This is a genomic window from Mycobacteriales bacterium (genome assembly GCA_035690485.1).
Lineage (GTDB): Bacteria > Actinomycetota > Actinomycetes > JAFAQI01 > DASSKL01 > DASSKL01.
Genome location: DASSKL010000063.1, coordinates 1 through 18,822 on the forward strand (window position 1 = coordinate 1; position 18,822 = coordinate 18,822).

Consider the following 18,822-nt stretch of genomic DNA (forward strand, 5'->3'; position numbering starts at 1 on the left):
TGCCGAGCTGCCGGTCAACGCCTGGGACGGCCCGCCGGCTGATGACTGGGCCGGCATCCTGCACGCCGACGCGGCGGTCGCCCGGGCACTGGTCTGCGCGGCGGTGCGCGAGACCTTCGAGGAGTCGGGGGTCCTGCTGGCAGGAGAGCACGCCGGCGAGGTCGTGGTCGACACCACCGGCGACGACTGGGAGACCGAGCGGCAGGCGCTGATCGACCGCTCGCTGTCGTTCGCCTCGCTGCTCGAGCGACGCGGGCTGGTGGTGCGCGCCGACCTGCTGCGGCCGTGGGCGCACTGGATCACTCCCGAGGCCGAGCCCCGCCGCTACGACACGAGGTTCTTCGTCGCCGCCTTGCCCGAGGGCCAGCGCACCAGGGACGTCGGCGGTGAGGCCGACCAGGTCGTGTGGCTGCGGCCGCAGGAGGCGCTGCGGCGGATGGCCGACGGCGACATGTTCATGATGCCGCCCACCGCCTACACGCTCGCCGAGCTCAGTGGCTACGACACCGTCGACGAGGTGCTCGAGGCCGGGAGCCGGCGCGACGTCAAGACCGTGCTGCCCAAGATCGTGGTCGACGCCGACGAGACCCGCCTGCTGTTGCCGCACGAGGAGGGATACCCCGCGTGACCGGGGCGCCCGAGCCCGCCACCGCCCGCGCGACCCGGATCCTCGCCCCCAATCCCGGGCCGATGACCCTCGACGGCACCAACACCTGGATCCTTCGCGAGCCCGGCGGCACCCGCTCGATCGTCATCGACCCCGGACCCGAGGACGCCGGCCACCTCGGCCGGGTCGGCGACGAGGCCGGGTCGGTCGCGGTCGTCCTGCTGACCCACGGCCACGTCGACCACTCCGAGGGGGCGCGGACGTTCGCCGAGCGGGTCCATGCCCCGGTCCGCGCGCTCGACCCGCAGCACCGGTGGGGTGACGAGGGACTCGGCGGAGGCGACGTGGTCGCCGCCGACGGCCTCGAGGTGCGCGTGGTCGCCACGCCTGGCCACTCCGCCGACTCGCTCTGCTTCCACCTGCCGGCCGACGACGCGATCCTCACCGGCGACACCGTCCTCGGCCGCGGCACGACGGTCGTCGCCCATCCCGACGGCCGGCTCGTCGACTATCTCGACAGCCTGCAGCGGCTGAGGGGCATGGCCGACGCCGGACTGCGCACGCTGCTGCCCGGCCACGGTCCGGTGCTCGCCGACGCGGCGGGCGTCCTCGACTTCTACCTCGCCCACCGCCAGGAACGCCTCGAGCAGGTCCGGGCAGCGCTCGCGGCGGGCGCGACCTCGCCGCGCGACGTTGTCGAGACCGTCTACGCCGACGTCGACAGGGCCGTCTGGCCGGCCGCCGAGCTCTCGGTGAAGGCGCAGATCGACTACCTCCGGGACCACGACGGGTGAGCCGGCTCGCCTGCTCCGTCTGCGCGACGCCGGCGGTGCCGGGCGCGCGTTTCTGCTTCAACTGCGGCGCACCGCTCGAACGGCCGGCCGAGTTCGGCGACGGCAGCGCGGAGCGGCGCCTCGTCACCGTCCTCTTCGGTGACCTGTCCGACTTCACCGCGTGGGCCGAGGATCTCGACCCGGAGCGGGTCGGCGGCGTCACCGACCGGGTGCTCGCCGAGCTCGCCGCGGCCGTCACCGCGGTCGGCGGCCACGTCGACAAGCTGACCGGCGACGGGATCATGGCGGTCTTCGGAGCGCCGACCATGCACGAGGACGACCCGGAGCGCGCCGTACGCGCCGCCGCGCAGATGCAGGCGTCGCTGCGCCGGCTGATGGAGCAGGAGGTCGGTGGCGGCCGCCGGATGGGGCTGCGGGTCGGGCTCAACACCGGCGAGGTGCTCGCCGGTGTCCAGGCCAACATGGCCTACACGGTCGTCGGCGACACGGTGAACACCGCGTCCCGGCTGGCCGACGCGGCAGCGATCGGCTCGGTCTACGCCGGCCGCGAGACCGCGCTCGCGACGATGTCGATCGCCTCCTGGCGGGCGCTGACCCCGCTGCGCCTGAAGGGCAAGCGCGAGCCGGTGCCGGCCTACGAGCTGCTCGGGTTGCGCCCGCCCGGGGCCGTCCGGCTCGGCGTGGGCGAGGAGGCGCCGTTCGTCGGCCGGGACGCCGAGCTGGGTGCCCTGATCGGGCGGCTGCTCGACGTCGAGCAACGGGCCCGACCGGCGACGGTCGTCGTCACCGGGGAGGCCGGCGTCGGCAAGACCCGGCTGGCCGCCGAGCTCGCCCGCTTCACCACCCAGGCGCCGAACCAGTGGGTGCTCTGGGGTCGCTGCACCCCGTACGGCACCGGTCGGGCGCTCGCGCCGATCGCCGAGTGGGTCCGCACCGCCTGCGGCATCGCCGAGGACGAGTCGGAGGAGCAGGCTGCCGACCGGGTACGCCGGACCCTCGCCCGGTTGGAGCGCCCCACCTACCGCCACCCGTTGCCCGCCAACGTGGTCGAGTGGCTGCTGTCGCTGCTCGGCCTGACTGCGTCGATGCCCGCACCTCGAGAGACCGCGGCCCCGGGGACGACGAGCGAGGGGACCGACCCGCTGCTCGACGCGGTGCTCGCTCTGCTCGACGGCCTGTCCGCCAGCGGGCCGCTGCTGCTGATCGTCGACGACCTGCAGTGGGGCACCCCCGAGCTGGTGGCCGCGCTCACCACGCTCATGCAGCGGCTCGCGGGCCCGGTCTTGCTGGTGTGCCTGGGTCGCAGCGACGTCCTCGCCGACGGTGACCTGCCCGACGACTGGTGGACGGGCCTGCCCGACCCGGAGCTGCTGCCGGTGACGCCGCTCGACGACGCGGCATCGAGCCGGCTGCTGCGTGCCTACCTCGACGGTGGGGAGCTCGACTCGGCGGCGCAGTCCTTGCTGATCGAGCGCGCGCAGGGAAACCCGTTCTTTCTCGCCGAGCTGCTGCACCTGCTGGTCGACCGGGGGGTGCTGCGGTCGACCGATGACGGGTGGCGGCTGCAGAGCCAGCTGCCGACCGAGATGCTGCCGGCCGGGGTGCAGTCGGTCCTCGCGGCGCGGTTCGACGGCCTCGACCCCGTCTCCAAGGCGGTGCTGCGGGATGCGGCCGTCGTCGGCACCAGGTTCGCCGCGTCGACGCTGGTCGCGATCGATCCACGGCCGGACGAGGAGATCGAGTTCGCGCTGCAGGGGCTCGATGCGCGCGGCATCATCACCCAGCTCAGCGACGGCGACGGCCCGACCGCCTACACGTTCGCGCACACCCTCGCCCGCGACGTGGTCTACGCCGCGATCCCGAAGGCGGAGCGAGCCCGGCGGCACGCGATCGTCGCGACCTGGGCGGCGGGCAGCATGCGCGGACCGCGCGGGGAGGTCGACGCCTTCGTCGCGGCCCACGCCGAGCGGGCGGCCGAGCTCGCCGACGAGATGCAGCTGCCGGCCGACGACCCGGCCTGGCAGGCGCGGCAGTCCGGATTCGCGGCCCTGACCCGGCTCGGGCAGGCAGCGATCTACCGCGGGGACAACGGGCGGGCCGAGGTGGTGTTCACGCGGGCGCTGCTCGTCGGCGGCGACGGTGTCCCCGAGGACGGGCGGCTCCCGGCGCTCACCGGGCGGGCATCGGCGCGCGTCGCCCTGCACCGGCTGGTCGACGCGGAGGTCGACCTCGAGGCGCCGTTGCAGGCCCGCGACTTCGGCGTACGCGCCGCCGCCCTCGTCGTCCTCGGCGAGATCCGCCGCCAGCGGGGTGAGGACGACGCGGCGCGGCAGGCTCTCGTGTCCGCGCTGACGATGGCCAGCGACGCCGGTGTCGACCGGGTGACCGGTGAGGCGTTGCGCCAGCTGGGCATGATCGACTACCAGGCCGGCCGCCTGCAGTCGGCGGAGCAGCGGTTCCGCGAAGCCTTGCAGCTGGCCGAACGCGTGGGCGACGACCACGGCGCCGGCTGGGCCTACCAGCACTGGGCGTGGAGCGCCACCACGCGGGGCGACTGGGCCGTGGCCGAGACGACGCTCGCGCGGGCGGGCGAGCTGTTCGCTTCGCTCGACGACGGCAGCGGCCTGTCGTGGTGCGCCGGGACCGAGGCGTTCGTGCGGCTGCTGCAGGGGCGCTACCACGAGGCACGCCAGCTGGCCCAGGGGCTGCTGCCGCTCGGCAAGGCGATGGGCGAGCCGTGGGGGGTCGCGGCCTGCCAGACGATCGACGCGTTCGCCGCTGCCGAGCTCGGTGACATCGAGGCAGCGCGGGCCGGGGCACGTGCGGCGTACGACGGGTTCGTCGCGCTCTCCGACACGTGGGGCAGGGCGATGGCGCTGACCGCATGGGGCGCGGCGGAGCGGGGGGCCGGTCGGCCCCGCAAGGCCATCGACGTGCTGGAGGACGCGGTCGACTGCTCCGCACAGGCGCAGCACGCGACGACCGAGGCGCTGTCGCTGGGGGTGCTCGGCTACTGCCGCCTCGACCGCGGCGACAGTGCGGGCGCGGAGAAGGACGCCCGCCGGGCGCTGGAGCGCTTGCAGGGCATGGACCTCGAGCCGCCGGCATTCGTCGGACCCAAGGTGCTGCTCGCCCAGGCGCTGCGGGCGCAGGGACGGCTCGACGAGGCGCTCAGCCTGCTCGAGGAGGCCGCCGCATCGACCGACGCGCCGTCGTTGATCTTCCCGCGCCGCCAGGCGCTCGCGCACTGCGCGGGCGCGCTGCTGGAGGCGGGCCGGGACCGCGAGGCGCTCGGGATGATCGGCAAGGCGTTCGAGGTCGAGGCGGAGGACATGCGCTCGCGGATCGTCGCCCTGCGGGTGCTCGGCAACTGCTACCTCGCCGCCGGGGACGTCCCCGCCGCGCGTTACGCGTTGCGGCAGGCGCTGGCCCTGGCCCGCTCGAGCCAGCAGGTCTCGGAGGTCGCGGCCACCGAGCGCACCGCCAAGGCCGTGGGTCTCTAGCGCGCGCGGCGTTCCAAGCGGTCGACGTCCAGGAGGGTCACCGTGCGGCCCTCGAGGAGGATCCAGCCGCGGCTGACGAAGTCGGACAGCGCCTTGTTGACGGTCTCGCGGCTGGCGCCGACCAGCTGGGCGAGCTCCTCCTGGGTCAGGTCGTGGGTGACCCGCACGCCTTCGTCGGTCGCGGTGCCGAACCGGGTGCCGAAGTCGAGCAGCACCTTGGCCACCCGGCCGGGGACGTCGCTGAACACGAGGTCGGCCATCGCCTCGTTCGTACGCCGCAGCCGCTGGGCCAACGCCTGCAGGAGGTGCGCCGCGACGCCCGGCCGGCCGGTGAGCCAGGGGCGCAGGTCGTCGTGGGCCAGCGAGAGCAGCGTGCTCTCGGTCACGGTGGCGACGCTCGCCGTGCGCGGCCGGGGGTCGAACAGCGACAGCTCGCCGAACATGTCGCCCGGGCCGAGGACCGCCAACATGTTCTCCCGCCCGTCCGGCGACGTGCGGTAGATCTTCACCTTCCCGTCGAGGACGACGTAGAGCCGGTCTCCGTCGTCGTCCTCGTGGAAGATCACTTCACCGCGCTCCATGCGCTCCTCGCGCATCGCGGAGCGCAGCGCTTCGCTGGACTCCGCGTCGAGCGCGGCGAACAGCGGCAGCTGCGCCAGCAGAGCGTCCACGGCTCCAGTCTGGCCTATGAACGCAGCCGGCGCGGGGCGCGCCGCCGCCAGTAGCGCTCGAGCGCCGGCGCCAACCCCTCGCTGACGTAGGTCTCGACCTCTTCCGGCCGCGCCGTCTCGAGGAACTGCACCACCCGCTCGCCGAGGGCCTCCTGGCGCAACGGGCGCTCCACACGCTCCATCACCAGCGCTCCGCAGAGGAGGAGGGCCGGGAACAGCAGGGTGAACAGCAGCAGCATCGTCATGGCAGTCCTGCCCACCGGTCCGTCCGGTGACACGCCTCCATGATCACCCGTTTGCGGCTGCTAGCAAGTCTCCATCCGTCGGCAGCGTCGGCAGCGCGGACAGGCACAGCGTCGGGTCCTCCCGGTAGCGGGCGATCAGCTCGCCGGTGGCGGCGTCGATCCGCTGGTGCAGCGCGCTGCGGTACGCCGACAGGGCGACCTCCGCGTCCGCCAGCTCGTGCTCCATCCGTGTGTTGTGCGCTACGGCCTCCGGGCTGTCGCCCGGTAGCGGGTCCGCCTGCCACAGGCCCACGAGGTTCGGCAGCGGCGGCATGTCCTCGTGCGGAAGGATCGCCATGATCGCGGTGCGCCCGGTGCCGACCCGCGGGTCGGACAGGATGTCGCGCACGCTGTCGAGCCGCAGCCCGCCGCGCTGCTCGCCGGCGCGCACCAGGTCCAGCCGGGCCTGGATGATGCGTCGCCAGTAGGAGACACGGTCCTCTTCGGCGGCCAGCGCCTTGCGGTAGATGCGCAGGGCACTGAGCGTGAGGTGAGCGAAGTCGGCGCTGCGCTCGGGCACCGGCCGCAGCCGTGCGGATGGCCGTCCCGGCGCCGTCATCCCCCACGCTCCCTCGGTCGTGACTCTCCGTAGTCGTCACTGGGTGTCTCGGGGGCTCTGCCGTGATGCTTGAGGGGGATTCGCCCGCTGTCACCCGGACGGGTCAGCCTGAGCCGACCGTAGGCTGGACGGGTGCCTGCCGCCGCGCTCGATGTCGCATCAGAGACCCGCACGGCGCTGGTCCGCCGGGCCCGCAGGATCAACCGCGAGCTGGAGCGCCTCTACCCCGATGCGCACTGCGAGCTCGACTTCTCCTCCCCGCTCGAGCTGCTCGTCGCCACCGTCCTGTCGGCCCAGTGCACGGACAAGCGCGTCAACGAGGTGACGCCGAAGGTCTTCGCGCGCTACCCCACCGCGGCCGACTACGCCGCCGCGGACCGCCTCGAGCTCGAGGAGCTGATCAGATCCACCGGTTTCTTCCGGGCGAAGACGACCAGCCTGATCGGGATCGGTCAGGCGCTGTGCGAGCGGTTCGGCGGACAGGTGCCCGGCCGGCTGAAGGACCTCGTCACGTTGCCCGGGGTGGGGCGCAAGACCGCCAACGTCGTGCTCGGCAACGCGTTCGGCACGCCGGGCATCACGGTCGACACGCACTTCGGCCGACTCTCCCGGCGCTTCGCCTGGACTGCCTCCGACGACCCGGTGCAGGTCGAGGCCGAGGTCGGTGCGCTGTTCCCGAAGAGCGACTGGACGGTCCTGTCACACCGGATGATCTGGCACGGCCGGCGGGTCTGCCACGCGCGCCGGCCGGCGTGCGGCGCCTGCGCGGTCGCCCGGTGGTGCCCGTCGTACGGCATAGGGCCGACGGACCCGCTGGTCGCCGCCAAGCTGGTGAAGTCGGCGGAGCAGGTGGCGACCTCGGCATGAGACCGGCCGGGCTCGTGGTGGGGGCGATGGTGCTCGCCCTGGGGGCGGGCTGCGCTACGTCGTCGAACGACGCCGCCACGGCCGGCCCGTCGGTGAAGGGTGCCGCCTCGTCGTTCGCGCCGCCGCCGTCGACCGCCGAGCTGGTGAGCCGCGCCGGCCTGGCGGCCTGCCCGGTGCCCGGCCACGGCGCAGCCGCGCTGCCGTCGGTGACCCTGCCCTGCCTCGGCGCGGGCGCGGCGGTGCCGATGGCGCGGCTCACCGGGGCGCCGACCGTGCTCAACGTCTGGGCCAGCTGGTGCGAGCCGTGCCGGCGCGAGGTGCCGTTCTTCCAGGCGCTGCACGCGCGCGCGGGCGACCGGCTGCGCGTGCTCGGGGTCGACACGGAGGACAGCTCCCGCAGCGCGCTCGACTTCGCCGCGCACGCCGGCATGCGCTACCCGTCGGTGGTCGACGAGGACGGCACGGTGCTGCGCAGCTTCCGCGGGGTCGGCCCGCCGATGACCGTCTTCGTCGCCGCCGACGGGCGGGTGGTGCACGTAGCCCGCGGCGAGTACCAACGGCTCGCCGACCTGCAGCGCGACGTCGAGACCTACCTCGGGGTGCGGCTGTGACCGACCCCGTGCAGATCGCTCCCGACTGGCTGCGGCCGCTCGTCGTCGCGGCGACGGCGATCCGCTGGGACGACTGGCACCGCGTGCCGCCCGTCGACGGCGGCCGGCCGGCCGCGGTGCTCGTGCTCTTCGGTCACGATGAGCAGCACGGTCCCGACGTGCTGCTCATCGAGCGCAGCGTGCACCTGCGCGAGCACGCCGGGCAGCCCGCCTTCCCCGGCGGGAAGATCGAACCGGACGACGACGGCCCGGTCGAGGCGGCGCTGCGCGAGGCGGTCGAGGAGACCGGTCTCGACCCGCTCGGCGTCACCGTCCTCACGACGCTCCCGCAGCTGGGCATCCCGCGTACGGGCTTCGCCGTCACCCCGGTCCTGTCCTGGTGGCGCACCCCCTCGCAGGTCGCACCAGTCGACTTCGCCGAGGTCGCCGCCGTCGTCCGGGTGCCGGTCGCCGAGCTGGCCGACCCGGCCAACCGGGTCCAGGTGGCGAGTCCCAGCGGTTACACCGGCCCGGCGTTCGCCGTGCGTGACATGCTCGTGTGGGGCTTCACCGCGGCCCTGCTCGACCGCCTGCTCGCGCTCGGCGGCTGGGAGCAACCGTGGGACCGAAGCCGCGTGCGCGGCCTGCCGCGCGTGGGCTGAGGAGGCGCAGCGGTGGGCACCGGGGACCTGCTCGACGTCATCCTCGTGCTGGTCGCCCTGGCGTTCGCCCTGAGCGGCTACCGGCAGGGCTTCATCGTCGGCATCCTCTCCTTCGCCGGGTTCATCGCGGGCGGGGTCCTCGGGGCGAAGTTCAGTCCCGATCTGCACTCGGCCATCGGCCCGTCGTTCAACGCGGCGCTGTTCGGTCTCATCACGGTCTTCGTCTTCGCCTCGGTCGGCCAGCTCGCGGCCACCGCCGCCGGTGCGGCCGTCCGCCAGCAGATCCGCTGGCGCCCGGTGCGGCTGGCCGACCATGCCGGCGGGGCGATGATCAGCACGGTCTCCGTGCTGCTCGTCGCGTGGCTCGTCGGTACCGCGCTGGCGCACAGCAACCTGAGCTCGGTCTCCAAGCAGGTGCGCCACTCCGCGATCCTGGGCGCGATCGACGACGTGATGCCCGACTCGGCCCGCACGTGGTTCTCGGGCTTCCGGCGGATGCTCGACACCAGCGGCTTCCCGCAGGTGTTCGGCGCGCTCGGCCCGGAGCGCATCGTCAACGTGCCGCCGCCGGACCCCGCGATCGCCAACAGCCAGGCGGTGCGCGTCGCCCGCCCGGACATCGTGAAGATCATCGGCGTCGCGCGCTCCTGCTCGCGCCAGCTCGAGGGCAGCGGTTTCGTCTACGCCCCCGAGCGGGTGATGACCAATGCGCACGTGGTCGCCGGGGTGAGCGACCCCCAGGTGTCGACGGTCTCGGGGCGCACCTACGACTCGCGCGTCGTGCTCTACGACCCGCACACCGACGTCGCGGTGCTCTACGTGCCCGGGCTCGACAACTCGCCGCTGCACTTCACCGGCCCGGCCTCGACCGGCCAGAGCGCGGTCGTCGCCGGCTACCCGGAGAACGGCCCGTTCACCGCGGTGGCGGCGCGCATCCGCACCCGCCAGACCGCGCGGGGCCCGGACATCTACCAGAGCTCGCAGGTGACGCGCGAGATCTACTCGATCTACGCGCGCGTCCTGCCGGGCAACTCGGGCGGCCCGCTGCTGGCTCCTGACGGTGGGGTCTACGGCGTCGTGTTCGCGGCGGCGGTCGACGACTCCAACACCGGCTACGCGCTGACGGCCGGGCAGGTCGCGGGGGATGCGCGGGCAGGCCAGCACGCGACGGCCCAGGTCGGCACCGGGGCCTGCGACTAGGGCCGGTCGCCTTAGGAGATCGTGCGGCTCTCGACCAGCGCCTTGAGGCGCTGCAGCGTCGCTTCCATCGAGGTCGCGTTGCGCTTGGGGATGCCGATGGCCTCGTAGACCGCGCCGGCCAGCGCCGGCTCCCAGTCGAACGTCTCGACGACCCGCGTGGCCGGGGCACCCCCGTCGCTGACGGGCGTCAGCTCGTAGCGCCACACGTGCCGGCCGAGATGGCGCCAGGCGATCGCGCGGTCCTCGTCGTACTCCACGACCTGGTTGCCGATCAGGTAGGGGACGCCCATCCGCATCCGCATCCGGAACCGCGCGCCGAGGTAGAGCCGCGGCGGCCCGCTCACCGCGCCCTTGACGGTCTCCGAGCCGTCGATGAGCTGGTGCTGCGTCGGGTCGGCGAGCACGTCGAAGACCGCCGAAGCCGGGGCGTTGACAACGATCTCGCGGGACACCGACTTCGCCATGCCCGCACCCTAACCAGCGGTCTTGCGGTAGCAGAGATCGGTGTCCCAGCGGGCGAAACCCAGCTCCTCGTAGATGCCGATGGCGGGGGTGTTGGTCTCGTCGACGTACAGCATCACCTGCGACAGGCCGCGGGCCCGCAGGTGCCGCAGGCCGACGAGGGTGAGCGCCGGCCCGAGCCGCTTGCCCTGCATCGACGGGTCGACGCCGACGACGTAGACCTCGCCGATCGGTTCGTGGTGGTGGCTGCCGTCGGCGCCGTGCACCTTCGTCCAGTGGAAGCCGACGAGGTCGTCGCCGTGCTCGGCGAGGAAGAAGCCGGAGGCGTCGAACCACGGTTCGCGCTCCCGCAGGCGCAGGTCCTCGATCGTCCACGTGCCCTGCTCGGGGTGCTCGGCGAACGCCCGCGCGTTGACCGCCACCCAGCCCTCCTCGTCGCGCCCGACGACGAACGTGCGGATCGTGATGCCGGCCGGCAGCCGGGGCTCGGGCAGCGGCGCGTAGAGCGAGCGGCGCATCTGCCACAGCACCCGGTCCTGCCGGAAGCCCAGCTTCCCGGCGAGGGCGCGGGCAGCGTCTCCCTCCCCGTGGGCCCACAGCCGCAGGTTGCCGCCGCTCTCGTCGAGGAGCGCGTCGACCAGTGCCCGTCCGTGCCCGCGGCGGCGGGCGTGCGGCGCCACCGTGAGCTCGGCGCTGGGGCCTTCGACGGGGTCGCTCACGTCGAGGTGGGCGTAGCCGACCAGCTCGTCGCCGTCGTACTGCAGGAAGTTGCGCGTGGGGTCGTCGCCGCCGTGGCGCAGGTGCAGCATCACGTGCTCGGACAGGGGGCGTACGCCGTCGGCGTCGGTCACCGCGTCGACGAGCCGGGTGACCGCGCGGACCTGCTCGGGGTCCAGGCGGTCGAGACGCTCGATGCGGGACCCCATGCGCCGGAGCCTAACGGGACCGGCCGGGCGCCCTTTCCGGCGCTTGTTCGAGGCCCTCGGCCGGCGCGGTCGCGGCGACGAACTTGTAGCCGACGTTGCGGACAGTGCCGATCAGTGCCTCGTGCTCGGGCCCGAGCTTGGCCCGCAACCGTCGGACGTGGACGTCGACGGTGCGGGTGCCGCCGTAGTAGTCGTAGCCCCAGACCTCTTGCAGCAGCTGCTCGCGGGTGAAGACCCGGCCCGGGTGCTGGGCGAGGAACTTCAGCAGCTCGAACTCCTTGAACGTGAGGTCGAGCGGCTCGGCGCGCAGCCGTGCGGTGTAGGTCGACTCGTCGATCGAGAGCTCGCCGTTGCGGATCTCGGTGCTCGGTGTGACGGCGGTGGTCGCGCGGCGGCCTGCCGCCAGCCGCAACCGTGCCTCGAACTCCGCCGGGCCGACCGACTCGAGCACCACGTCGTCGACGCCCCACTCCGCAGTGAGCGCGGCGAGCCCGCCCTCGGTGACGACGGCGAGGACCGGCGCCGTGGTACCGGTCGTCTGCAGCAGCCGGCACAGCCCCCTGGCGGCGTGCAGGTCGCGGCGGGCGTCGACGAACAGCGCATCGGCGGGTGGGGCGTCGAGGAGCGCGACCGGCTCCAGCGGCAGCACGCGGACGTCGTGCAGCAGCAGGTCGAGCACGGGCAGCACGGAGTTGGCGGTGCCCGGCGCGTTGGTGAGGAGCAGCAGTCGGGCCACGTCTCCGCCTTCCGCGGGTCACCACGAGAATAGGTGCATGAGGGGCACGATCCGGTACTGGGCGGCGGCGAAAGCTGCCGCCGGTGTCGCCGAGGAGCCCTACGACGGGATCACGCTGGCGGACGCGCTGGACGCGGCACGGACCCGCCACCCGGAGCGCCTGCCCCAGGTGCTGGAGCGTTGCTCGTTCATCGTCGACGGGGTGCCGGTGGGCGCGCGGGCGCACGACGCCGTCGCCCTGCACGACGGTGGTGTCGTCGAGGTGCTGCCCCCGTTCGCCGGTGGCGCCGAGGTGGTGCTGCCCGACACCGGCGGCCGGCCGCTGCTGACGGGGCTCGTGACGGCCCTGCTCGCCGGGGTGCTGATGGCGGCCGCGCACGCGACCGCGGCGGTGCTCGCGATCGTCGTGCTGGTGGTCCAGGTGCTGCTGACGCTTGCGTGGCTCGCTGCGCTGGGCGCGGCCGGCGGGCTCGGCGCCTTTGCCGTGGTCGCGGCGGCGGCGGTGGCGGCCGACGCGGCGCTCGTGGCCGCCGGAGGCGCGCGCGTCGACGACCTCGTGGGTGTCGTGGGCATCGCCATGGCGGGCTCGCTGCTGCACCAGGTCGCCCGGCGGCGCCGCAGCAAGGTCACGCTGTCGGTCGCGGCGACGATGTCGGCCGTGGTGCTGGCCGTGGCGGCGGCGACCTACGTCGCGCTGCGCTCCGGGGTGGACGGCCGGGCGGCGGTCGCTGCGGGTCTCGCGGGTGTGGGGGCGGCGGTGCTGGTCGCCCGGCTCGTCGATGCGGTGCTGCCCCGGCCGATCGCGGTGCCGCGGGGCAGCCGTGGCTGGCCGGGGTTGCTGCTCGGGGTCGCGGCGGCTTTCGGCGCGGGGCTCGCCTACGGCGCGCTGGTCGGCGGCATCCAGACGTCCGACGCGTGGGCGATCGCGCTGGCCGCCGGGGCGGTGGGGCTGGCCGCGGACCTGGCCGTCGACGCCGGTGCGATCGGGGTGACGCTCGAGGGCGACACCCGCCAGCGGTCCGCGCTGGTGCCGACGGCCATGTTCCTGCCCCTGGCGCTCGCGGCGCCGGCCGCCTACGTGACCGGCCGCATCCTGCTCGGCTGACGGCGGGAACATCGGACGATGTGTCGGGGTTGGAGCGGTTGATGACCGGGCTGATCGTGTTGGTGGGCGTGCTCGTCGTGGCGACGGCGTACGGCGTGCTGGCTCGCCGTCGCAGCGGTCGGGTCCGCACTCCCGCCGACACCGGCGAGCGGCTGACCGCGGCGGAGGTCGGCGAGCAGTTGGGCGACCGCGCGACGCTGGTGCAGTTCTCCAGCGCGTTCTGCGCGCCGTGCCGGGCGACGAGGGTGATCCTGGCCGACGTAGCAGCCCACGCCGAGGGCGTGGCACACGTCGAGATCGACGCCGAGTCGCACCTCGACCTGGTGCGCCGCCTCCACATCATGAAGACGCCGACCACGCTCGTGCTCGACGCCGAAGGCCGGGTGCGCGGGCGGGCCAGCGGGCAGCCGCGCCGCGAGCAGGTGCTGGCGGCGCTGACCCCGCTTGCGGTGACAAGCAACGGCTCCGTATCGTGATCGGTATGCAGTTCCCGGCAGATGCGCTCCTCTGGAGCCGGCGCGCGGTCGACCTGTGCCGCGTGGCCACCTGCCTCTGTCTCTCCTGACCTTCCTCTTCCCGGATCGTCTCAGTCTTCTCAGGAGAGTCCTGCCATGCGCGTGGACCCGCGCGGCCCCCGGTTCGCGGCCGCTGTTACCACCGTGGTGCTGGCCGTCGTGCTGCTGACCGGCAGCGGCTGGCTGCTGCTCGCGCAGCTGTTCGTGTTCGGCGCCGGTGCGGTCGGCAAGTCGCCGTACGGCGAGGTCTTCCGCCGCTGGATCCGGCCGCGGCTGACACCGCCGGCCCACATGGAGGACGCCGCCCCGCCGCGGTTCGCCCAGAAGGTCGGGTTCGGTTTCGCCCTCGTCGGCACCGTCGGCTTCCTCGGTGGCGTGGCGTGGCTGGGCGTCGTCGCGACGGCGTTCGCACTCGCCGCTGCGTTTCTCAACGCGGCCTTCGGCTTCTGCCTGGGCTGCGAGATGTACTTGCTCATTCGTCGCACCACCCACAGAGGAGTAACTGCATGAGCCGTCAGGACGCGCTGGTCGATGCCGACTGGGTCGAGCAGCATCTGAAGGACGACAACGTCGTCCTCGTCGAGGTCGACGAGGACGTGTCCGCCTACGACGGCGGCCACATCCCGGGTGCCGTCCGGGTCGATTGGAAGCAGGACCTGCAGGACCCGGTCCGCCGTGACTTCGTCACCAAGGAGCAGTTCGAGCAGCTGCTGTCGCAGAAGGGGATCAGCAACGACGACACGGTCGTGCTGTACGGCGGCAACAACAACTGGTTCGCGGCCTACGCCTACTGGTACTTCCGCTACTACGGCCACAAGGACGTCAAGCTCCTCGACGGCGGTCGCAAGAAGTGGGAGCTCGACTCTCGCGAGATGACGACCGACGTGCCGCAGCGGCCGAAGACGTCGTACTCCGCGAAGAAGCCCAACGAGGACATCCGCGCCTACCGCGACGAGGTCGTCAAGGCGATCGGCAAGAAGAACCTCATCGACGTCCGCTCGCCCGACGAGTTCAGCGGCAAGCTGCTCGCGCCGGCACACCTGCCGCAGGAGCAGTCGCAGCGGGCCGGCCACGTCGCGTCGGCGGTCAACATCCCGTGGTCGAAGGCGGCCAACGAGGACGGCACCTTCAAGTCCGACGACGAGCTGAAGTCGCTCTACGGCGGCGCGGGAGTCGACTTCGGCAAGGACACCATCGCCTACTGCCGCATCGGCGAGCGCTCGGCGCACACGTGGTTCGTGATGCACGAGATCCTCGGCCAGAAGAACGTCAAGAACTACGACGGCTCGTGGACCGAGTACGGCTCCCTGGTCGGCGTACCGATCGAGAAGGACGTCTGAGCATGTGTGGAGCACCTGCCCAGAACCTGGACAGGTCCGGCATCCCTGACGGCGAGACCGTCGTGCAGGGCCGCGTGGTCCGCGACGGGCAGCCCGTGACCGGTGCCTACGTGCGGCTGCTCGGGGAGTCCGACGAGTTCACCGCCGAGGTGGTGACCTCCGCGGCCGGCGTGTTCCGGTTCTTCGTGAAGCCCGGATCGTGGACCCTGCGCGTCCTCGCGCCGGGCAGTCTGTCGGGTACGGCGAAGGTTTCGGTCTCCGAGGGCGACGTCGAGGAGACCGAGATCTCGGTGGCCTAGCCGCTACCGAGGTGGAACGGCGAGCAACGCGGCACGTTGGCCTTGTCGGCTGCCGCGTTGGCGCCGTTCACCATGTCGCGGAACTCCACCGCCGTGGCCGTGAAGCCCTTCGCGTCGGACTTGCGCGCGGTTTCGATCTGCTGGCGGTAGGTCGCGATGTAGCGGTCGAACTGCGCGAGGAAGCGGTCCCAGACCTTGCGCCCGCTGTCCGGCTCGCCGAGGGCGTGCAGCTGCGTCTGCAGCATGTGCGCGACCGGCCACCCGTTCGCCGTGTAGAAGGCGCCGATCGCCGGCAGCTTGGCGACGTCGGGCTTCATCGGGTTGAAGTCCGGATACGGGAAGCGCTTCTGCGGCGCCTTGCTGGCGCTGACGCAGGTGCCGGTCGCCTTGTCGGTGAACGCCTGTGACGGGTAGCCGCCATCGTGGTTGCCGCAGGCGCTGAGGGCGAGCAGCAGCGCAACCGCGGGGAGGAGCCGGCGCATGCCCGGGATGTTCGGCGTACGCCGGTTTGTCCCTGCCTGACCGTCAGAAGATCGCGTAGCCGCCGTCGATCACGAACGTGTCGCCGGTGTGGTAGGAGCTGAGGCTGCTCGCGAGGTAGACGGCGATCCCGGCGAAGTCCTCGGGCTCGCCCCAACGGCGGGCCGGCACCCGCTTGAGCACCTTCTCGTTGAAGGCCGGGGAGTCGAGGATGCCGTCGGTCATCGGCGTCTCGATCCAGCCGGGCAGGATCGAGTTGGCGCGGATCTGGTGGCGGGCCAGCTCGACGGCCAGCGCCCTGATCATCGAGATGAGGCCGCCCTTGGTGGCCGCGTAGTGCTCGCCGCGCGGCTGTCCCTCGATGGCCGCGAGCGACGCGGTGCCGACGAGCGAGCCGCCCTCGCCGCGCTCGACCATGTGCCGGGCGGCGGCGCGGAACGTGTAGAACGCGCCGTCGAGGTTGACCCGCAGCACGCGGTGCCACTCCTCGCTGCTCATCTGCATCACCGAGGGGGCCATCCCGCCGACGCCGGCGTTGGCGAAGCACGAGTCGACCTTGCCGAGCCGGTCGACGGTCTGGGCGAACGCCTCGTCGACCGCCTTCTCGTCACCGACGTCGCAGCGCAGCGCGATGACGCGGGTGCCGTGCTGCTGCAGCGAGTCGAGGGCGGCGGCGTTCTTGGCCTCGTTGGTGCCCCAGATGGCGACGTCGGCGCCGCACTGCGCGAGGCCGGCGGCCATGCCGAGCCCGATGCCGCTGTTGCCGCCGGTGACGAGCGCGACGTGGCCGGAGAGGTCGAAGAGTGCCATGGGCCGCGACCCTACCCGCGGGTCAGGCGCCGAGCGCGAGCCACTCCCGCAGGCCGACGACGCCGGTGGCCGGCAAACCGCGCGACTGCTGGTAGGCGAGCACCGCGGCCTTGGTCGCCGGGCCGAACTGCCCGTCGACGGGTTGCGCGCCGACGACCTGCTGCAGGGCGCTGACCGCGGGCCCGGTCGAGCCGACCTGCAGCGTCATCGTGCGGTAGGGGTCGAGCAGCGCTGCGCGCATCAACGCTCGCCAGGTGATGGCGTCGACGATGCCGGTGGGGTTGATGCGGTGCGCGGACTGGAACTTCTGCACCGCGCCCTGCGTCTGGGGGCCGAAGGCACCGTCGGCGGTCACCTGCAGCGCCTTCTGCAGCGCGACGACCGGAGCACCCGACGACCCGACCTGCAGGGTGGTCGTGCTGTAGGGCTGGAGCGCCGCCGGGCCGCCGGCGATGTACGGCGGCAACGCAGGCGCCGGGGCGGTCAGGGGCGGCGGCGCCGGGCGGGAGTGCACGGGGCGGGAGGCGTAGGGGGCGGGGCGCGGGCGTTGCCAGTCGCGGCGCGGCTCGGTCATCGGCGTGCTGGCCGTGCCGGGCGCGGGTGCCGGCGGCGTGCTCGGTGCGGGTGTGGGCGCCGGGACGGGGCTCGGCGCGGGTGCCGGTTGGCCGAGCAGCGCCCGCCAGGTGGCCACGTCGGTGACGCCGCTGGCGGGGATGCCCTTCTTGGTCTGCCAGGCCTGGAGCGCGCTGGCCGTGCCGGGGCCGAACGCGCCGTCGGCGGTCGTGCCGATTGCCTGCTGGACGGCGGTCACGGCCGGGCCGGAGCTGCCCTGCCGCAGGATGACGCCGCTCCAGGTGCGCAGCGCAGCGAGGTAGGCGGGGGCGCCGGCGGGCATGGGGCCGAACGACGTGGTGACCCGCGGGCACGCAGTCGGGTTGGGCGTGCCGTCGTCCTGCGGCGCGAACGACAGGCCCTCCACCTTGCAGGGGCCGTAGTCGACGGGGGCGACCGTGCCGGTCCAGTACGAGGTGCGCTTCTGCGCGCCGGCCCAGCTGAACGAGAAGTGCACGTGGCTTGTGTGCGGGTCGACACCGCTGTAGGCGCGCCAGCCGTCGGAGAGCCGGTAGGTGCCGAGGATCTTGCGGTCCCAGATGATGTACATGATCCCTAACCGGCGGGCCATGGCCGCCTGGTTGCCCGCGGCGTCGGGCTTGAGCAGCCAGTCGAGGAGCGCGTTGACCTCGGCGACCTGGCCCGGGTTGCTGGCGCTCATCTTCCAGTCGAACGCGCGCCCCTCGTGGTGCTCGCTCACGTCGCCGGGGATGCACGCCGTCGAGATGCCGTAGCTGCCGCTGTCCTTGTATGTCGCCATGAGCAGGTTGGCGAACGCCTGCACGCCGGGCTTGTCCGCTGGGTCGCACGAGTCCTGTGGCACGTAGGGCTGGAGGGGCTCTATTGCTGCAGGCAGGTTGGCGGGCACCGGCGGGGTCGGCAACGTTGCGGCCGGCTGGTTGGTGACCGTGGTGTCGGCGTACGCCGCAGTGCCACCGAGCGCCGTGACGCCGGCGAGCGCAGCGGTCGCCAGCGCGCCCGCGAAGCGTGACCGGTGTGACAGGTGAGAAAGCGGCATAGAGGTGGTCTCGGCTGAGCCGGCTGCCGCCTTGACCGTTAACCCGAACGGGTGAGCAACTTCTTTCTCCGGCGATGCGTGGGGGCAGTCCCCTGGTCACGGCGCGATGCACGGGACTAGTCCGCGGCGGCGGGCCGCCGCCCGGGCCTGCGAAGCCGTCTGACCGCCATGTTTCGACATGGTCGGATTTCGGTCGCCCGGATGCCGCCGGCAATTAGTCATCACGGGCCATGTGGTTCCGCGTGACTACGTCGATCTAGTACCTGACAACGATCGACCGGGCCCGAAGTAGCGGGCCGGCCTAGTCCCCAGGAGGGGCACATGCGCAGGACCATCGCTCTTTCTGCCGTCGCGGCACTGACCGCGGGCCTGGGGCTCATCGCCGCGGGCCCGGCCAGTGCAGCCGACACGAACGTAACGTTCACCATCACCGGTGGCGGGCTGAGCATCACTGCTCCCGCCGGCCCCGTGACGCTCACGCCGACCGCCGTGCTCGGCGCGACCGGGACGACCGTCTCGGGCCCGCTCGGCAGCACGACCGTCACTGACACGCGCGGCCTTGCCCTAGGCGGCTGGCAGGTCCTCATGACGTCGACGGACTTCACCGACGGCGGATCGCCGGCTCACACCATCTCCGCGACGAACGCCACGGTGGCGGTCACGCGCTGCCCCTGCTGCAGGTCGACCGACGACGGGCTGACCGTGACCCACCGCGTCAGCTCGCTCTCCGTGCGACCTGCCGCGGGGATGAACGAGCCTTTGGCGATGCTCGCCGCGTCGGC

The 18,822-nt window shown here is 73.0% G+C and carries 20 protein-coding genes and 1 pseudogene; 12 read left to right on the forward strand and 9 right to left on the reverse strand.

Annotated elements, in window-relative coordinates; genetic code table 11:
- The 3 genes from VFJ21_08635 to VFJ21_08645 all read left to right on the forward strand — a co-directional run.
- Positions 1-628 (forward strand): NUDIX hydrolase (locus tag VFJ21_08635; protein HET7407179.1); only part of this gene is annotated, 628 nt, incomplete at its 5' end.
- The gene (locus VFJ21_08640; protein ID HET7407180.1) at positions 625-1,401 is read left to right on the forward strand and encodes an MBL fold metallo-hydrolase; all 777 of its coding nucleotides are present in this window, start codon (positions 625-627) and stop codon (positions 1,399-1,401) included. The genes VFJ21_08635 and VFJ21_08640, both read left to right, overlap by 4 nt.
- Entirely contained in the window at positions 1,398-4,904 is a 3,507-nt protein-coding gene (locus tag VFJ21_08645) for a tetratricopeptide repeat protein (GenBank protein ID HET7407181.1), read from the forward strand. Before VFJ21_08640 ends, VFJ21_08645 begins: the two co-directional genes overlap by 4 nt.
- Here VFJ21_08645 and VFJ21_08650 read toward each other — a convergent pair.
- The 3 genes from VFJ21_08650 to VFJ21_08660 are packed head-to-tail and all read right to left on the reverse strand — an operon-like array spanning position 4,901 to position 6,418.
- Positions 4,901-5,575, reverse strand: coding sequence for a Crp/Fnr family transcriptional regulator (locus VFJ21_08650; protein ID HET7407182.1), 675 nt, complete (start codon positions 5,573-5,575; stop codon positions 4,901-4,903). The genes VFJ21_08645 and VFJ21_08650 overlap by 4 nt on opposite strands.
- A 14-nt stretch (positions 5,576-5,589) precedes the next feature.
- Positions 5,590-5,820 (reverse strand): hypothetical protein, encoded by a 231-nt coding sequence (locus VFJ21_08655; GenBank protein ID HET7407183.1) that lies wholly within the window; start codon positions 5,818-5,820, stop codon positions 5,590-5,592.
- A 43-nt stretch (positions 5,821-5,863) separates the two neighbouring features.
- The gene (locus VFJ21_08660) at positions 5,864-6,418 is read right to left on the reverse strand and encodes a hypothetical protein (protein HET7407184.1); all 555 of its coding nucleotides are present in this window, start codon (positions 6,416-6,418) and stop codon (positions 5,864-5,866) included.
- A 132-nt stretch (positions 6,419-6,550) separates the two neighbouring features.
- Here VFJ21_08660 and nth point away from each other — a divergent pair, with 132 nt between their 5' ends.
- The 4 genes from nth to VFJ21_08680 are packed head-to-tail and all read left to right on the forward strand — an operon-like array spanning position 6,551 to position 9,737.
- Entirely contained in the window at positions 6,551-7,285 is a 735-nt protein-coding gene (nth, locus tag VFJ21_08665) for an endonuclease III (protein ID HET7407185.1), read from the forward strand.
- Positions 7,282-7,896 (forward strand): TlpA disulfide reductase family protein, encoded by a 615-nt coding sequence (locus VFJ21_08670; GenBank protein ID HET7407186.1) that lies wholly within the window; start codon positions 7,282-7,284, stop codon positions 7,894-7,896. The genes nth and VFJ21_08670 overlap by 4 nt, the downstream gene beginning before the upstream one ends.
- A complete protein-coding gene (locus VFJ21_08675) occupies positions 7,893-8,537 on the forward strand; it encodes a CoA pyrophosphatase (GenBank protein ID HET7407187.1) in 645 nt (214 codons plus the stop codon). Before VFJ21_08670 ends, VFJ21_08675 begins: the two co-directional genes overlap by 4 nt.
- A 12-nt stretch (positions 8,538-8,549) precedes the next feature.
- The gene (locus VFJ21_08680) at positions 8,550-9,737 is read left to right on the forward strand and encodes a MarP family serine protease (GenBank protein HET7407188.1); all 1,188 of its coding nucleotides are present in this window, start codon (positions 8,550-8,552) and stop codon (positions 9,735-9,737) included.
- 11 nt (positions 9,738-9,748) lie between these two features.
- On the opposite strand, the gene VFJ21_08685 is transcribed toward VFJ21_08680, so the two are convergent.
- Genes VFJ21_08685 through VFJ21_08695 form a run of 3 tightly spaced genes read right to left on the reverse strand, consistent with a single transcriptional unit; the run spans position 9,749 to position 11,861 of the window.
- Positions 9,749-10,201 (reverse strand): SRPBCC family protein, encoded by a 453-nt coding sequence (locus VFJ21_08685; GenBank protein HET7407189.1) that lies wholly within the window; start codon positions 10,199-10,201, stop codon positions 9,749-9,751.
- A gap of 9 nt (positions 10,202-10,210) precedes the next feature.
- Complete coding sequence (mshD, locus tag VFJ21_08690) at positions 10,211-11,125, reverse strand: mycothiol synthase (GenBank protein ID HET7407190.1); 915 nt, start codon at positions 11,123-11,125, stop codon at positions 10,211-10,213.
- A gap of 10 nt (positions 11,126-11,135) precedes the next feature.
- Positions 11,136-11,861 carry a response regulator transcription factor gene (locus VFJ21_08695; GenBank protein HET7407191.1) on the reverse strand — a complete coding sequence of 242 codons (726 nt, stop codon included), beginning with the start codon at positions 11,859-11,861 and terminating at the stop codon, positions 11,136-11,138.
- A 37-nt stretch (positions 11,862-11,898) separates the two neighbouring features.
- Here VFJ21_08695 and VFJ21_08700 point away from each other — a divergent pair.
- The 5 genes and pseudogenes from VFJ21_08700 (at position 11,899) to VFJ21_08720 (ending at position 15,120) form a co-directional block, all read left to right on the forward strand.
- Positions 11,899-12,147: pseudogene (locus VFJ21_08700) on the forward strand (MoaD/ThiS family protein).
- Between the two features lie 860 nt (positions 12,148-13,007).
- A complete protein-coding gene (locus VFJ21_08705) occupies positions 13,008-13,442 on the forward strand; it encodes a thioredoxin family protein (protein ID HET7407192.1) in 435 nt (144 codons plus the stop codon).
- 135 nt (positions 13,443-13,577) lie between these two features.
- Positions 13,578-13,991 (forward strand): DUF4395 domain-containing protein, encoded by a 414-nt coding sequence (locus VFJ21_08710; GenBank protein HET7407193.1) that lies wholly within the window; start codon positions 13,578-13,580, stop codon positions 13,989-13,991.
- Complete coding sequence (locus VFJ21_08715; GenBank protein ID HET7407194.1) at positions 13,988-14,821, forward strand: sulfurtransferase; 834 nt, start codon at positions 13,988-13,990, stop codon at positions 14,819-14,821. Before VFJ21_08710 ends, VFJ21_08715 begins: the two co-directional genes overlap by 4 nt.
- Before the next feature lie 2 nt (positions 14,822-14,823).
- On the forward strand, positions 14,824-15,120 hold the full coding sequence (locus tag VFJ21_08720; protein HET7407195.1) for a DUF1416 domain-containing protein: 297 nt from the start codon (positions 14,824-14,826) through the stop codon (positions 15,118-15,120).
- On the opposite strand, the gene VFJ21_08725 is transcribed toward VFJ21_08720, so the two are convergent.
- Genes VFJ21_08725 through VFJ21_08735 form a run of 3 tightly spaced genes read right to left on the reverse strand, consistent with a single transcriptional unit; the run spans position 15,117 to position 18,040 of the window.
- Entirely contained in the window at positions 15,117-15,602 is a 486-nt protein-coding gene (locus VFJ21_08725) for a hypothetical protein (GenBank protein ID HET7407196.1), read from the reverse strand. The two genes, VFJ21_08720 and VFJ21_08725, sit on opposite strands and share 4 nt — an antisense overlap.
- A gap of 43 nt (positions 15,603-15,645) precedes the next feature.
- The gene (locus VFJ21_08730) at positions 15,646-16,410 is read right to left on the reverse strand and encodes an SDR family NAD(P)-dependent oxidoreductase (GenBank protein HET7407197.1); all 765 of its coding nucleotides are present in this window, start codon (positions 16,408-16,410) and stop codon (positions 15,646-15,648) included.
- Positions 16,411-16,432: 22 nt separating this feature from the next.
- The gene (locus VFJ21_08735; protein ID HET7407198.1) at positions 16,433-18,040 is read right to left on the reverse strand and encodes a peptidoglycan-binding protein; all 1,608 of its coding nucleotides are present in this window, start codon (positions 18,038-18,040) and stop codon (positions 16,433-16,435) included.
- Between the last annotated feature and the right edge of the window lie 782 nt (positions 18,041-18,822).

What these genes read in the sequence shown, in the direction of transcription:
- mshD (HET7407190.1), bottom strand. Translation starts at nt 11,125, where the DNA reads ATGGGGTCCCGCATCGAGCGTCTCGACCGCCTGGACCCCGAGCAGGTC.
- VFJ21_08715 (HET7407194.1), top strand. Translation starts at nt 13,988, where the DNA reads ATGAGCCGTCAGGACGCGCTGGTCGATGCCGACTGGGTCGAGCAGCAT.
- VFJ21_08705 (HET7407192.1), top strand. Translation starts at nt 13,008, where the DNA reads ATGACCGGGCTGATCGTGTTGGTGGGCGTGCTCGTCGTGGCGACGGCG.
- VFJ21_08660 (HET7407184.1), bottom strand. Translation starts at nt 6,418, where the DNA reads ATGACGGCGCCGGGACGGCCATCCGCACGGCTGCGGCCGGTGCCCGAG.
- VFJ21_08710 (HET7407193.1), top strand. Translation starts at nt 13,578, where the DNA reads ATGCGCGTGGACCCGCGCGGCCCCCGGTTCGCGGCCGCTGTTACCACC.
- VFJ21_08670 (HET7407186.1), top strand. Translation starts at nt 7,282, where the DNA reads ATGAGACCGGCCGGGCTCGTGGTGGGGGCGATGGTGCTCGCCCTGGGG.
- VFJ21_08735 (HET7407198.1), bottom strand. Translation starts at nt 18,040, where the DNA reads ATGCCGCTTTCTCACCTGTCACACCGGTCACGCTTCGCGGGCGCGCTG.
- VFJ21_08720 (HET7407195.1), top strand. Translation starts at nt 14,824, where the DNA reads ATGTGTGGAGCACCTGCCCAGAACCTGGACAGGTCCGGCATCCCTGAC.
- VFJ21_08685 (HET7407189.1), bottom strand. Translation starts at nt 10,201, where the DNA reads ATGGCGAAGTCGGTGTCCCGCGAGATCGTTGTCAACGCCCCGGCTTCG.
- VFJ21_08725 (HET7407196.1), bottom strand. Translation starts at nt 15,602, where the DNA reads ATGCGCCGGCTCCTCCCCGCGGTTGCGCTGCTGCTCGCCCTCAGCGCC.
- VFJ21_08655 (HET7407183.1), bottom strand. Translation starts at nt 5,820, where the DNA reads ATGACGATGCTGCTGCTGTTCACCCTGCTGTTCCCGGCCCTCCTCCTC.
- VFJ21_08730 (HET7407197.1), bottom strand. Translation starts at nt 16,410, where the DNA reads ATGGCACTCTTCGACCTCTCCGGCCACGTCGCGCTCGTCACCGGCGGC.